The organism is Pedobacter agri (assembly GCF_032678665.1).
Lineage (GTDB): Bacteria > Bacteroidota > Bacteroidia > Sphingobacteriales > Sphingobacteriaceae > Pedobacter > Pedobacter agri_A.
Map to the genome: position 1 here is coordinate 76,799 of NZ_JAVTSH010000010.1, position 14,806 is coordinate 91,604.

A 14,806-nucleotide genomic window follows, 5' to 3' on the forward strand; every position below is an offset into this window, starting at 1 on the left:
CTCAATAGTGAGATCCGTGAAATACTATTCATGCGAAAGTTAGTCCCATTGGCTTGAGAAAGATTGATCATTAAATGATTAACTTCAGACCACTACACTGAAGTATTAAGGTGTATACACTCAATAACCGATAGCACACGATATTTTTAATTAATTATCAAGAGATGGTAGATTTTAATAGAAAAAATATTCACGATAGTTTTGTTTTAAAAAATGAACGTTGAATGTCAAATCTTTTGATACAAATATAAATATACTTTTAGGCGACCTAGATTCCCATGCTAAATATTTCTTTATGGATTCATGATGTTATTTTTATGAATGAGGTTAGGTCTATACACACAAATCTCGTCATTAATTTTTTGATGATTGATAGTTCAAATTCTCACTTGATAACGGATACAGATTTTGGATTGAATGGCACATACATTATCCAACTAAAAATCAATTATAATAGTTATTCTAACCAATGCTTAAATGATGGTTTTTCACACCACCACGCAATAGGTATAGACAGTGGTTTGAATAATAATAAATTTTGAACCGCGAATCAGACACGAAGATGATAGTGCGTGATAAAGTATGTTAGTTTATAAAATCTCGCAACAGAACGAAAAAATAAATTTGTAAGCCAGGATAAAATCAGCGCTATGCGACATCCAGAAAGGTCGCAGTCACAAATCAGAAGTACTATTATTAGTTAAAATCCATTAGAGATTACGCACCGAAATCCAGTATGTTCAAGACCTGTATCAGTCGAGGTTTTCATTCGTGAAGTAACCTTATAACCCTCACAATAGGATACGTTGCACATAAATGAACCACCGCGAACAACCTTTTTTGGTATGCCTGGTTCAATTGGGTCAAAACTATCTGTGGGGCCAATTGGATTTGTAGCTAATTGACCGACCGATTTATAGTAATCTGAACGATACCAATCACTGCACCATTCCCAAACATTTCCGGCCATATCAAACAGACCATAACCGTTGGGCTTAAATTGTTTTATAGGCGCAAGGCCTCCAAATTTATCCCAATTTGTATTGCTAATCGGAAAACTGCCCTGCCACGTATTGGCTTTGGCAATACCTTTTTCAACATCCTCATTTCCCCAGGGATATAAGTTCTCTTTCAAACCACCTCTTGCTGCATATTCCCATTCCGCTTCGGTAGGCAAACGCTTTCCAGACCATTTACAATAAGCCATCGCATCATCCCAAGAAATGTGAACTACAGGATAATGATCTTTTCCATTGATATTGGTTTTCGGTCCATGGGGATGTTTCCAGTCAGCTCCTTTCATCCAGCGCCACCATTGAGCAGCATTATCCAAACCATCAATCGTTTGAGGTTGATAAAACACTAGCGATGCGGCAACAAAAATACTATCTGGCGGCTTTGAAGTTCCTGCAGGCAGTTGTTTTTTCATTTCCTCCCAAACCGGTTTTCGCTCAGCAGTTGTCAGATACCCAGTCGCATCCACAAACATTCTGAATTCTGCATTCGTTACTTCATTAGCATCCATCCAAAAAGAAGATAGTTTGACTTTGTGTTGAGGATATTCATCCTCTCGTCCTTCTTTATCCTTGGCGCCCATATTAAACGTTCCCGCAGGAATGAGCACCATGCAGCGATGACTAACTTTATTGGTAGCAAAACTTGAGGAATCCCTTAATACCCCAAACCTATCAGGAAGATTTTGCCCGCAAGAAGCAAGAGAATCTTGCCGTTGTTTTATTCCGATACTATTTTTTGAATCGGAGCATGTTAACCAAAAGAGAGGCAGTATTGTAAAGATTAAAGTTTTAGTTTCCCTCATATAATGGAATCAAGAAAATTTTAAATAGCGCATAAATAATACTAATACATCCGAATTTACTAACTCACCGTTGATTAGCTGATGTTTATTAACGTTTCAATTTTATTGATTTAAGCATAAACTTCGATAGATCATCTGCTGCTTTATCGTTTTCGAAACCTTGCGGTAACCTGCCATTTGTATATTCATTATACAACCATGGGTCACCAAGAGCTAAAACAATTCCCTTTCCATATTTAGAAATCACCATTGCAACCTCACCTTTGCTGGTTTTTAAGACTGGCGTTGCTGTATGGCTTATGGAAATAGAAGAAGCATCTTTGATAAAAATCTTTCTGGAAGTTTTGAAAATCTGGTTATTGCTTATATTTATTGCTCCATCTTCGAAATGGGCATCATCTGTAACATGAAGGATTAAATCATTGTTAAATCTGAACCCAAATTTCTCCGCTAAAATATTAAAGTGCTCCAGATCTGCATTCGCTTTATCATTTCCTAAAAGCAATAGAACCCCTCCCCTCTTTACCCAGCCCGCTATTGCATTTGCATCCTCAGAGTTCATGTAGTTTGGTTTAGGATTATCTTTCAGGTGATCAGGATCTACAATGATGTAAACATCACTCCCTGCCAGCGTTTTCGCTGTTGGTTTTTTAAAAAGCACGCTAAGTTCTTTTGCGCCATTACCCTTAAAAGATGCACCTAAAATAGAGAAGCCGGTCATTTCCGTATCGTTCCACAAATAATGAAAAGGGTGACTCTGTCCGTCTGCGCTTGGCTTGGTTTCACTGTTAAAGTAATGATCCAGCGTAACAACTTGACTTTGAACGTAGCTACTTATACTAATTAATGCTGCTGTGAAGATGAATTTTAAATAGGTTTTTGTCATGATTTGATTATGTGTGGATAATTTGGTCTAGCCTTTTTCTGAATCTAACTTGATCAGGTATTCGGTCGGCATACAACCATAGTATTGCTTAAAAGCTGTTGAGAAATAAGATGGGGAGTTGAACCCGCACATATAAGTAACCTGTGCCATTGTATATCGCTTGCTTTGCATCAGTTCAACTGCCTTTTTAAATCTGATGGTTTTGACGAAATCAGTTGCTGATTCTCCTGTTATTGCCTTAAATTTTAAATAGAGGTTAGATCGGCTCATGCCAATCTCCTGACTAAATTTTTCTACCGAAAAATCTGAATCCGATAAATGCTTCTCTACCACATCTATTGCTTTTTTAAGAAACTCTTCATCAAGGGTATTGAAGGCCAGATTTTGAGGAACCACCTCCCTACTGCCGCTGTAATAATCTATCAAACGTTTTCTAGCTTTCAACAGGTTGGAAATTTTGGCTGCAAGCATCTCAATGGAAAAAGGTTTTGTGATATAATCGTCAGCCCCCATTTCCAATCCCTTAATCTGCTGATCGATTTCTGATTTCGCCGTGAGTAACATCACAGGAATATGAGACGTATTGATATTCTGTTTCACACGTCTACAAAAATGCAGACCGTCAAGCTCTGGCATCATCACATCGCTCACAATCAGATCAAAAGCCTGTTCTTCAAGTATTTTGAGTGCCATAAGTCCGTCAAACGCAACGGTAATCCGGTAGTCTGTTTCAAAATATTCCCGCAAATAATCTAGTATTTCCTGGTTGTCATCCACTAATAACAAATGGCTTTTGTGTATGCCGTCTGCTTCAACAACATTGGAATCTTCCAGAACCTCTTCAACATTTTGATCCGCTTGGCTGGTTAATACTTCAGATACAGTAGAGAGTTCATAAATCGCACTGTCTTTTTTACCTAAATCTCCATAGGCAATATCTGAAGTTGGGATCGAAACCGTGAAAACACTTCCTTTACCAATTTCACTTTCGGCAAGGATAAATCCGTGATGCAATTCAACCAGTCGTTTGGTGAAAGCCAGACCGACACCTGAACCCAGGTTCATTTCCTGGTTGTTGACCTGGTAAAAACGGTCAAAGATTTTGGCAAGATCATCCTTGCCAATCCCCACACCGGTATCGCTTATTTTGATAATGGCATAATCTTTTGAGATAGATAAATCGAGACTGATTTGATCTTGGTTTCTAGTGTATTTAAATGCATTGGAAAGCAAGTTGAACAATATTTTCTCCATTGCATCATGGTCAAAGAAAAAGGCAAGCTTTGCCTGGGTAGACCGATAAGTATATTTGATATTTTTTTGATCTGATAAAGGCTTGAAAGATTCGTATATCTCATGTATAAAACTTACAATATCACCCCTTTCTACTTTTAAACGCCTTGTTCCCGTTTCTGTTTTCCTGAACTCGAAAAGCTGATCGACCAGATTATACAACCGCTTTGCATTCGTGAGCATCATTTCATGACGCTTTGTAATCGCCTTTTGCGCCAGTGGCTTATTGATCATTTCTTCCAGTGGAGCAAGAATTAAGGTTAGTGGGGTTCTCAATTCGTGTGAAACGTTCGTAAAAAAATCCATTTTCATCTGATTGATGTAGCGAACTTTTTCTTTATCCACACGTTCAAGCTTTAACTGATGCAGTGCTCTAACACGCTCTGCAATAATCCTGTAAGCAACATAAGCCCCAACTATAGCAAAAGCGAATACCAAAGTGTAAAACCACCAGGTATTATACCAGGGTGGAAGTACATTGATTTGCAAACTCCGCACTGCACTAGTCTCTCCATTCGGGCCTACAGCCTTAATTTTAAAATGGTAGTTGCCTGCTTTTAAATTATTATAAACCACCTTCAAATCATCTGTTCGCTGCCAGTTTTCATCCACACCATCCAACATATAGAGGTAGTGGGTTCGGTTTGGTGAAATATAATTGAAGGCATTGAAACGGATGGTAAACTGCTTATATTCAGAAGCAATCGAAATTTTATTGGTTTGATCCAGTGGGTTTTCGAGTATTTCGGTTTCATCGCCCATATTCACCATTCGGCCGAAAACCTCAAGTGCAGTAAAGGATACTTTTAATGATAAGGATTGTTGTTTGATATTTGAGGGATAAAAATAAGAAACGCCATTAATGCCCCCGTAGAGTAACATCCCATCCCTGGCTTTGCAAAAAGCATAATCATTAAACTGATTATTCTGCAAGCCGTCGCTTTCATCAAAAGTTTGGACTGATTTGGTCGCTGGATTGTAGCGAACAAGCCCTTTGTTGGTAGAAATCCACAGGTTTCCTTCCTGATCGGATTCAATTCCATAAATGGTACCTGTTATAAAATCTTTTCGGTTTCGATGTGTGATGAATGTTTGGCTTGGTTCATCGAACAAACTCAAGCCTTCCCTTGAGCCAACCCATATTCGCTGATTGCTATCTTCAGTTATACAGGTAACTACATCATCACTAATTTGAGATTTAGCGGTATTCCCGAAAAGCATATTATCCGGATAAAGCAGAGTAACTCCATTGGTTGTACCGATCCATATCCTACGCCTGCTATCCTCAAAAAGGTAAGTGATATCATCAGAGCTCAGCCTTTTGCCAGCCTTATCCAAATGAATGTGAGAAAATAACCCCTTTTCGGAATCAAATTGGTCTAATCCAGACCGGGTTCCCACCCAAATTCTGCCCTTATAATCTTTTAGTACGCCGTATACCAAATTACCGGCAATTGAATTTGGATCATTTTCATTGTGTAAAAAACGCTTAACTGATCCTGTAGCCGGGTTTAATATATTTAAACCGCCATTATGCGTTCCGATCAGTACTTGCTCGCGATCATCAAAAGCGATAGCTTTTATGTTGTTTGATGCCAATGTGCTGGCGTTGCGCTCACTGCTCGTATAATAGATAATCGTGTTGTTCTTTCTATCCCAATAATTCAGCCCCTTATCATTGGTACCGATCCAAAAATTACCTTTTTTATCCTGACTGATGGCACTAACCACCTCATCATTTAACGATAATTTGCCCGTGTTTTGACTCAGCAGGTTAAACTTGATATCATTGCGATGATAATAATTTACCCCTCCATAAAATGTACCCAACCAGATACCATCTTGCTTATCCCTGAAAAAGCACCGAACTGAATTCTGGCTAATGGTGTAGGGTTGAGAAACCTGATGAAAATAATTATCAAACAGCCCAGAAGCAGCACTAAGAATAGACAAACCTTTGAACGTTCCAAGCCAGATATCCCCCTGTGTATCTTTCCCTACACTCCTAATGTTATTGTCGGCAATACTGTTCGCATCCGCTTGATGTAAAAAAGTTTTATTTTGATTCGTTTCCGGATTGTAGCGAATTAATCCAGCTCCTTCTGTGGCCACCCATAAAAGGTCACCATCCAGATAAACCTCATTTATCGCTGCTTTCTCCGAACCCAGATCAATTTTTGATAATTGGCCCTTGTTTCCCGACCTTTTGAAAAGCCCAACATCGGTTCCGATCAAAAGATCTTTTTTCCAGTTGCCGATATAAGCTATTTTCCTAATTCCATAATCGAATAAATTTAAATTTACTTCCTCAAAAGTCTTTGATTTTGGTGACAACTGAAAAATACCACCCACCACTGAAGTTGCCCAAAGATTATGGTGCTCATCTTCAGTAATCGAAGAAACATACCACTCCCCTAAGCTCCGAGGTAATTTATAGTTGATAAACTCATCTTTGGCATAATCGTATCGGCTAACGCCTTGATTACCTCCTATCCATAAATTACCGACATGATCGACAAATAATGTGCGGATGTAATAAGATTGAAGGCTATTTGGATGAGCCTTAACAGGACGGTAGACTTTAAAACCTTTGCTATCATAGCGGTTGAGTCCATCCTGCGTCGCCATCCAGATAAATCCCAGCGTATCCTGCTTTATCGAGAAAACGGTGCTCTGGGAAAGTCCCTTGCTTACTGAAATATTTCTAAAATTACGATCAGAAACCTGCGCTTCCGAATCGCCAGTTATCACAATAAAGCATAATACAAAAATGGCATTCAGCCACCTGAATCGTAACCAATTTGCTTTTTGTATGATTGATAACTTCTGTAGAAGCATAGAATTTATGATAACCTGATGATTAAATATTCAAGATAAGCATTTATAAGTTTACATAATCACACTCAACATTACGAAGTTAGCGATGCATCATGTAAGCCACTTTTAAATTTGATTAAAAATCTTTTAATAGTGATCAATTTTAACATGTTAGTTAGCGCTATCATATTTCAAAACATCAGGAAACTGATCTACCACTTCTTTTTTGACTAACTTACCATCGATCATCTCAAGCAAAACAGAACTTCCCTTTAGATCTCGAACCAAGGCCTTCCCCTGAAATTTTACCGGCATATTTCCATAAGTAAATAACGATTCGCTTTGCGCTCCGTCTATTGTTAATGCAGCCTTTTTATCGCCATTCAACTGTGCCCTAATACGCCACTCTCCTATCCTTACCTCACAAATCCCTTCATCGCTATCAGGCATTTTAATCACTTCCACCTTACCGGTTTTAATTTGTATAATCGTTAAAAATCTGAAGTTTTTAGCTGGCAGAGACGTGATGCCCGCATGCCATTGGTTTTTGAAATCTTTGATTTTACCCTCATCATCCGTTACCTTATTCCAATTTTCGGCAAGTTCAGAAAATTGATTATGTACCACCAAGTTAATCGGACTGTTGGCAAAAACTGTTGCCACGCTGCGTACAGAATCATTTTCAGTAGTGAAATCTTTTCGAATTGTTGCATTCGAATTTTCTGCTTGAATCTTGCTATATGGTGCATGAAACAGGGTAGTCCATTTTACAGGTTTGCTGGCTGATAGTTCATCGTAAAGCACAATATATTCTCCAGCAAGCTGAAGCATGTGCCGGCGATATAAGGTTACGCCCGATTCTCCGTACACATTCCCTGCTGTTGGCGCAACTTTGATCTGATCAAAACGGTTTAACCAAAACTCACTTTGGATCTTTCCGTAGGCATTACTTGCATCTCCCAAAGCATATTGAATGTTTTTACCACTGATTGATCTTGGTATCCAACCAAATCCTTCTTCGCCAATCTTTTGACTAATGCTATCCGCTAAAATTGTTGAATATGCCCTTGAACTTCTGTAATAAAAAAGGTTATGCTTATCGCTAAAATTGCTATAATACCCGCTTCCACCAAAAAGTACTTTACCTTTATAATTTACGGTAAAAGCATTTTGTGAAGCATGTCCGTGACCTGATGCACCAAAAGGACTGCTTAATAAATAACTGTTTAGGTTATTTCTGGCATCGTTGAGGTTTTCATGCATGGCCACAACGCCTACATCGTTGAAAGCCCTGCTTTTGGGTAAATCATCAAAAGATTTTGTTGCGATCTTTCGGTCTGGCTTGTAATTAAGCAATCTAAAAAGCAGATAATCATCCGTTCCTCTGAAATATTCAGGGTTATCGATTTTTATCTTCGCCACATAATTGTTTAGATAGGGGTTATTTACTTTAAGAGCTAGTGCATCTGCAAACCAGGCTTCTCCTTTTACGATGTATGGAATATTTTCCCACATATCACCCGTTGCGGTCGAGGCAGAACCGTTAGGATGCGTATAGATGAGATAATAGGGTAAGTTTTGCATCCAGGGAAGCTTAAAATAATCTACTCCACTAAAATCACCGAACATTTGAGAGAGGTAGATAATCGATTTAAAGTTAACCCTAAAATAGCCATTTCCTTCATGCCAACCGCCATCAGTTGCACCCAAAACCGGAAACCTCGCCGACCACACTTCATACATATAGGCTAACCATTCTTTTGCTTCCGGTACTTCGTTGATTACTGATACTGTTGCAATAGCCAGGTTTCTTAAAGTGATTTGCCAAACATGATTATCGCTGACATGAAGCTCAAAACGGTTGGGAAGATGATCATAAACCCTCTTCGCCCGCAGCGTAATCATATTTTTAAAGCGGAGCCTTTCTTCATGATTTAAGTAATCGTAACCTGCATCATAAAACCAGCCTAAAGCTTCCAATACTGCGCCACTTGTAAAATCATCACCGGTAGCCAAACCATTCGGATCCATGTTGGCAATATTCAACGCTCTTCTTTTTGCATCCAGAATAAAACGTTTGTCTTTGGTTAACTGGAATGCAATGCAAAGATTTCTAACTGGTGTGCCTACCGCATCACCAAAGCCGTGATACATCCGCTCAATAATAATCTTTTTTTCTAAAGGTGTTTTACTTGTAGTATCAATAATTCTTTGAGGTTTTTCAACAGGAAGCGGCTCCAACATCAATTTTTCAGCAAAAGCAATAAACTTTTTAGCTTCAGGATTTTGGAGATTTCTATTGTAAAAATCTTCCCCAATCTGGTTCATATTCCACAATAATGGGTGCGATCCTTCATTCCGTTTTAGCACGGTTTCTATTGATGGCGAAACTTGTAAATTAGCGTACTTGGGATCTATTAAGAAGTCGTAGGTTTCAGACCAAATCCAATTATTGCTATTTTTTAGTGTGTAACCATATTTCCAATACCATTTACCAGGTTTTAAAGCCTGATGCAGTGGATATACTGCCCATCGCTGTTCCTTGCCCGATATCACATTGCTTATAAATTTTGGATCTGTGGCCAACATTACTTTATATTTTACATTTTCAATATTTGGATCTTCCGGAATCTCACTACCACTTTCCATTGGTAAAACCTTATTCTTACCATTTGTACCTGGCCACAATAAAGCTGGTGCATTTGTGGGAACCGTTATTCCATTAGCAGGATATGGCCATTCGCGTACCCGGGCATGAAGTTTTGCTTCATTAACTTGTTTTACACCTGGCTCCTGTGCTAAGGACTTAATCGAGAGCAAGGAAGTAAAAAGTGCTATAAAAATTTTCATTATCATATATTAAGATACTTTTCTACAAACCTGAATTAAATTTATCGCCATTTTTTGTGCCCCATTGCTTAAGGTAATTTCTCATTTTTAATAACTTGTTTTTGCTTGCATTTTCCTTTGCCAGATTATGCATCTCTCCAGGATCTTTTTTCAGATCGAAAAGTTGCTCACGAAGTAGTCCTTTATCGTAAACAATATACTTAAAATCCTTTGTGATTACCGCTCTTCCGCTGATACCCAGCAACTCTTCGTTATCGGCGAATTCAGTCTCTATAACCATAGTATCGCGAAGTGAAACGTTCGGGTTAATCAATCTTTTACTTAAATTTACTCCTTTCAAATAACCTGGCTTGTCTACAGCGGCAAGGCCACAAATTGTTGGAATAATATCAGTACCATTGCAAACCAACATATCATCAATACGGGGTTTTATTGAACCATCCATTTTGGAGATGATAAAAGGGACTTTTGTTGATTCCTCGTATAAAATCTGCTTTTGATTCCAGCTATGGCCGGCGTATCCATCGCCATGGTCTGCGGTAAAAATAATGATCGTATTCTTTTCCACGCCATATTTTTGAAGCGATCCTAAGAGCATTCCAATATAACCATCCACTTTTTCGACCAAACGGTTGTAAGCCCATCGATATTGCCGCCACTGATCTCCAGTCCAGCCTACTGATGGGTAAGTGCGCAAACCCACCGTTTTTTGCTGATCCCGTACAATTTTTGGTTCCAGTTCGGGAATTCGCCAGTTTGAAGGTAAAGGTGGGCACTCCGCTACAGGTGGGGCATTTGCTAAAACATCCATCTTTAATGTTTCACCCCTTGCCCACTCGCAAATATCATGGGGATTTAAAAAGGAAGCAACCAATAAAAATGGCTTATCTTTATTTTCCATAATAAACCTGGCGCTAAAGGATGGCGTTGCGGCATCGTTATAATCCAAGAAATTGGTATTTTCTATGTAGTTGAATCCATGTTGGCTAACTTTGGTTGCAGGTACAGGTAAGTGCCACTTACCAACATATCCAGTTTGGTAACCCTCATTCTGGAATATTTTACCCATCATCAATAAGCTATCTGGCCATTGTCCATCTTTCTCAGGCGCATTGCCAACAAAACCCGTCTCGTGTGGCATTTTACCGCTAAAGATTGAAGAACGTGATGGCGTACAAAGTGGCTGTGCGCAATAGGCTCTTTTAAAGCGAACACCGTTTTTCGCAAGCTTATCCATAGCAGGGGTTTTCATATATTTATTCCCCGCAGCACTCATGGCTTCAGCAGTCTGCTGATCAGTCATGATGATTAGAATGTTTGGACGCTGTTTATTCTGAGCAATTGCATTATTTAGTTTGCAAAACATTAAGAACAACAGTAAGGAATGTTTAAGATCTTGTCTGTTCATTTTTAGATTGTTTTGAAGAAAATTCTATTTTAAATACATAAACCGGTAAAACTGCTTTAAAATCTTCTGGTATCTCGATAGTAGTTTTATCCTTTTTGTTCTCCCACGATATTCTACCAGCATTGCCAAGTAACTTAATCGCTTTAATTTTTATGCCTTGTTTGACTAAACTCTCTACCTCCAATTTTTTCTCTAGTACACTGCGAGCAAATAGATAGATAACGTTATCTCCTTTTTGATTATAATAATAGTCAGGAAAAATATCTTTGGAGGTTAAATCTGCATCCGACTTCCCCATCACGTCTTCCTGACTACCATTGAAGGATATGCTTTGTTCATTAAGCACAAACCAGGGTTTCGTTCCATAAATAGCCTCACCGTTTACTTTCATCCATTGCTCAATAACCTTTAAATTAGCAACGCTGGTTGGGGGGAACTCACCCAGGTCACTTGGACCAATATTCAACAAAAGATTACCGCCCTTACACACAACTTCAACCAGCTGACGAACTAACAGTTCGGAGGATTTCCATTCATTATCAAACTTACTATATCCCCATTTCCTGCTCATAGTGATGCAGGCCTCCCAAGCCTGAACTTCTTTACCAGCACTTATTTTCTGCTCGGAAACTGTGTAATCTCCGAACCCATTACCTATACGATTGTTGATGATACAATTCGGTTGTATATCCAGGATATAATTACGTAAATCTTCGCTCTGTGATGGAGTTGTTCCCTCTGGTGTGTCAAACCAAATCATTCCTATTGGACCATATTGGCTTAAAAGTTCTTTTAACTGTGGTTTTACCTTTTCGTCAATATATTTTTGGTAATTTCTTACTTTCATTCGGGTAATCCCAAGTATTGCCTGATTTTGCTCCAATCTTATTCCAAACCGTATTGGGACTTTCCCAATCTCTACCGAGGGAATAATAAAAGCAAAATTTCAAACCGTACTTCTTACATGCCTTGGCCAGATCAACCATTGGATCTTTATGCCATGGTGAAAGATTAACAATGTTAAAATTATTACTGGGTGAATTGTACATCGCGAAACCATCATGATGTTTGGCCGTAATAACGATGTATTTCATGCCAGCTTTTTTTGCCCTTAGCACCCATAACTCGGCATTAAACTGCGTTGGATAAAATGTTTCTGCTATTTTTGCATAGTCTTTTATCGGAATACGCTCAAAATACATAAAATGCTCATTGCCTTTCTGCGGTGCATTATTCCAATGACCAACTGAATATAACCCCCAATGAAGAAAAAGGCCAAATTTGCCATCTTTCCACCAATCCAATTTATCGGTGTTTATGCATTGTGCAGATGCTATACCAATGACTAAAAAGAATGTGAGGGTGAATGAAGCTAAATAGATTTTTAACATATTATGTCATGTAATATAATTGGGTTGTAAGCTAGAAGTCTTAGTTTAAGCGATATTAATCAATCAAACCCAATGTCATTTTTATTGCTGGCTTAATCATTTTTCTTTTAGATAAGCCATCTAATTTTACAACAATCACAGTGGCAATCTTATCTGGTGGACTATTGGGCAAACCAGTAATTTCTCGTGTAGCATCATCAACTTTCTTTGTCTTTAGTTCACTTTTTTGCCTAATAAACTGGCGGCAAGTATTTCATTTTTTAAACCTTTCAGTGTCAATTTCCCATCCGTAGGCCCGTTAAAAACTGATAAATAAAGCGTAGTAGAGTTTTTATTATCCTTCGCTGTTATACGTCCCCATTCAATAGGAATCAGTCATGTCTGGTACCGCTGCTGAGCGATCATCTTATAAAGCATCTACCATAAGAGCAACCTATAGCATAGTATAGCATGATTTTGATAGCGTGATTAAAAACCTGGATTCTGTCTTGAAATGCTCTTATTCACATCCAACTCGTTTTGCGGAAGCGGATAAAGCTCATGCTTGCCTTTTACAAAGTTGGTACTTGCTACATAGTTATATTGCGAACGAATGGCTTTTACCGCATCCTGTGTTGATTTTATCTTATCGCCAAGTAAATTCCATCTAATCAGGTCAGATCGGCGCATACCTTCGAAGCACAGTTCCCATGCTCTTTCATTTTGAATTCTTAGTAAAAAGGCATCTTTTGATAATCCTGCTGGTAAATCTACAGTTGCATTTGTTCGCTTGGTCTGCAATCCAGGGGTTAACACAGCTCCAGTACCTACACCGTTAATTGTTATGGTGGGCGCTGTTGTATAGCCACTACCTGCATTTAAAATAGTAATGGCTGAAATTCTTCCTGAGGTAATCACTGGGACTGCAGATGCATCCACCCCCGAACCTGTAATGCTGATGGTTGTAGCGGCTGTATAGCCAGTTCCTCCCGCACCCAATGTAATGGTAATGCCACTTCCTGGAGTACTGGTTGCATAAGCTCTTCTCCTTACCGAATTGATGGCGTCATAAGCTTCCATAGTTGGCCCATTATTCAACTCATTATCTATTTCTGCTTTCATCAGTAAAACATCTGCGTACCGCATCGCAACATAGTTGATGTTCGTGTAACTTCTTTCCAAAGCTGAGTTTTTTTGATACTCGCGGCTCCACTTTCCTGGCGTCCAGGTCTCATCTTGTCTGGCAGTTAACAGTGGAACCCTATTACCGTTTATATCCAGACTATATCTGGCAATTGAGAAATCACGACGTAAATCTCCACTATCAAAACTGGTGTAAAAGGATGCCGGAACAAAAACCCTGTTTAGTGTACTACCATACAGACCATTCACTGTAAGCGGTGCATTGAAATGTCCAAAGCTTGAGCTGTTAGTGTTAGTCACCGCTGGAGTATAAAATGAAGTTTCAAAAAGACTTTCTTTTGGTTCGAAAACCTGTTGTGATTGGTTTTTAAAAACCTGGCTATAACTATTGTTCAATTGATAAAGACCAGACGCAATTACCTCGTTTACCTGTGTTTGAGCGATCTGATAATATTTTGTATAGTCATTTGCCCTTTGCATGGTTCCATTGGGTCTCAGTGAATATCCCCCTGCAAAAAGTGCAACACGAGCCAACATTGCCTTTGCACCAAATTTATTAATCCGTTCATCGGTAGGTAGAGAAGCAGGTAACACTATGATAGCTTCTTGCATGTCCTTAATTACCTGCTCGTAAATGATAAAACGATCAGTAAGGGGTAATCTTAAATCATCTCCCGTAACCGAACTTTTTGTCTTGAAAGGCACATCACCCCAGAATCTCACCAATTCTGAATAATAAAATCCCCTCAAAAACTTGGCTTCTCCTAGCATTCTATTTAGATCTGCTTTTTCAGCAACCGATCCATTTGTGTATAAATTCATTTTCGGAATACGTTCAATCACCACATTGGCACGGTCAATTCCAGCATAAAGGGTCGACCATGTATTGTAAAACAAAGAGTTTCCGGCAAGATAGTAATAGTGTGAAACCTCCCGCCAATCATTTACCGTAGTTCCTGGGCTCAAAAACTCGACATCTGTGTCGGCATCATATACCAAAGGAATATTCCATGCGTAGGTATTTGGACTTTTCATGGCTTCGTAAACACCAAGTGTTGCTGAGTAGGCTTCACTAACAGATTGAAAATAATTTGATGAGGTAAAAGACGAATATGGAGTGGTTTCTACTATTTTTTTGCAGGAAATCATTGGCATTAGCCCAATCAATCCAAATACTAAAGCCTTTGTTATATGAGTATTTCTATTTTTCATTTCAATCA

At 38.7% G+C, this 14,806-nt stretch carries 8 protein-coding genes; all 8 read right to left on the minus strand.

Annotated features, from left to right (window positions below):
• Nucleotides 1–700 precede the first annotated feature (700 nt).
• The 8 genes from R2Q70_RS19115 to R2Q70_RS19150 all read right to left on the minus strand — a co-directional run bounded on the left by R2Q70_RS19115 (nt 701) and on the right by R2Q70_RS19150 (nt 14,798).
• Nucleotides 701–1,627 (minus strand): formylglycine-generating enzyme family protein, encoded by a 927-nt coding sequence (locus R2Q70_RS19115; protein WP_316809151.1) that lies wholly within the window; start codon nt 1,625–1,627, stop codon nt 701–703.
• Nucleotides 1,628–1,907: 280 nt separating this feature from the next.
• Nucleotides 1,908–2,705, minus strand: coding sequence for a hypothetical protein (locus R2Q70_RS19120; RefSeq protein WP_316809152.1), 798 nt, complete (start codon nt 2,703–2,705; stop codon nt 1,908–1,910).
• 27 nt (nt 2,706–2,732) lie between these two features.
• Entirely contained in the window at nt 2,733–6,836 is a 4,104-nt protein-coding gene (locus R2Q70_RS19125) for a two-component regulator propeller domain-containing protein (protein WP_316809153.1), read from the minus strand.
• Between the two features lie 150 nt (nt 6,837–6,986).
• Entirely contained in the window at nt 6,987–9,665 is a 2,679-nt protein-coding gene (locus tag R2Q70_RS19130) for a DUF4962 domain-containing protein (RefSeq protein ID WP_316809154.1), read from the minus strand.
• 22 nt (nt 9,666–9,687) lie between these two features.
• On the minus strand, nt 9,688–11,073 hold the full coding sequence (locus tag R2Q70_RS19135; protein WP_316809155.1) for a sulfatase: 1,386 nt from the start codon (nt 11,071–11,073) through the stop codon (nt 9,688–9,690).
• Nucleotides 11,054–11,920 carry an alpha-L-fucosidase gene (locus R2Q70_RS19140; RefSeq protein ID WP_316809156.1) on the minus strand — a complete coding sequence of 289 codons (867 nt, stop codon included), beginning with the start codon at nt 11,918–11,920 and terminating at the stop codon, nt 11,054–11,056. Before R2Q70_RS19140 ends, R2Q70_RS19135 begins: the two co-directional genes overlap by 20 nt.
• Nucleotides 11,889–12,464: an alpha-L-fucosidase gene (locus R2Q70_RS19145; RefSeq protein ID WP_316809157.1), complete on the minus strand. Its 576-nt coding sequence runs from the start codon at nt 12,462–12,464 to the stop codon at nt 11,889–11,891. The genes R2Q70_RS19140 and R2Q70_RS19145 overlap by 32 nt, the downstream gene beginning before the upstream one ends.
• A gap of 468 nt (nt 12,465–12,932) precedes the next feature.
• Nucleotides 12,933–14,798 (minus strand): RagB/SusD family nutrient uptake outer membrane protein, encoded by a 1,866-nt coding sequence (locus tag R2Q70_RS19150; protein WP_316809158.1) that lies wholly within the window; start codon nt 14,796–14,798, stop codon nt 12,933–12,935.
• Nucleotides 14,799–14,806: the final 8 nt, after the last annotated feature.

Coding starts and splice junctions, on each gene's coding strand:
- R2Q70_RS19150 (WP_316809158.1), bottom strand. CDS start 14,798: ATGAAAAATAGAAATACTCATATAACAAAGGCTTTAGTATTTGGATTG.
- R2Q70_RS19120 (WP_316809152.1), bottom strand. CDS start 2,705: ATGACAAAAACCTATTTAAAATTCATCTTCACAGCAGCATTAATTAGT.
- R2Q70_RS19140 (WP_316809156.1), bottom strand. CDS start 11,920: ATGAAAGTAAGAAATTACCAAAAATATATTGACGAAAAGGTAAAACCA.
- R2Q70_RS19135 (WP_316809155.1), bottom strand. CDS start 11,073: ATGAACAGACAAGATCTTAAACATTCCTTACTGTTGTTCTTAATGTTT.
- R2Q70_RS19130 (WP_316809154.1), bottom strand. CDS start 9,665: ATGAAAATTTTTATAGCACTTTTTACTTCCTTGCTCTCGATTAAGTCC.
- R2Q70_RS19145 (WP_316809157.1), bottom strand. CDS start 12,464: ATGTTAAAAATCTATTTAGCTTCATTCACCCTCACATTCTTTTTAGTC.
- R2Q70_RS19125 (WP_316809153.1), bottom strand. CDS start 6,836: ATGCTTCTACAGAAGTTATCAATCATACAAAAAGCAAATTGGTTACGA.
- R2Q70_RS19115 (WP_316809151.1), bottom strand. CDS start 1,627: ATGGTGCTCATTCCTGCGGGAACGTTTAATATGGGCGCCAAGGATAAA.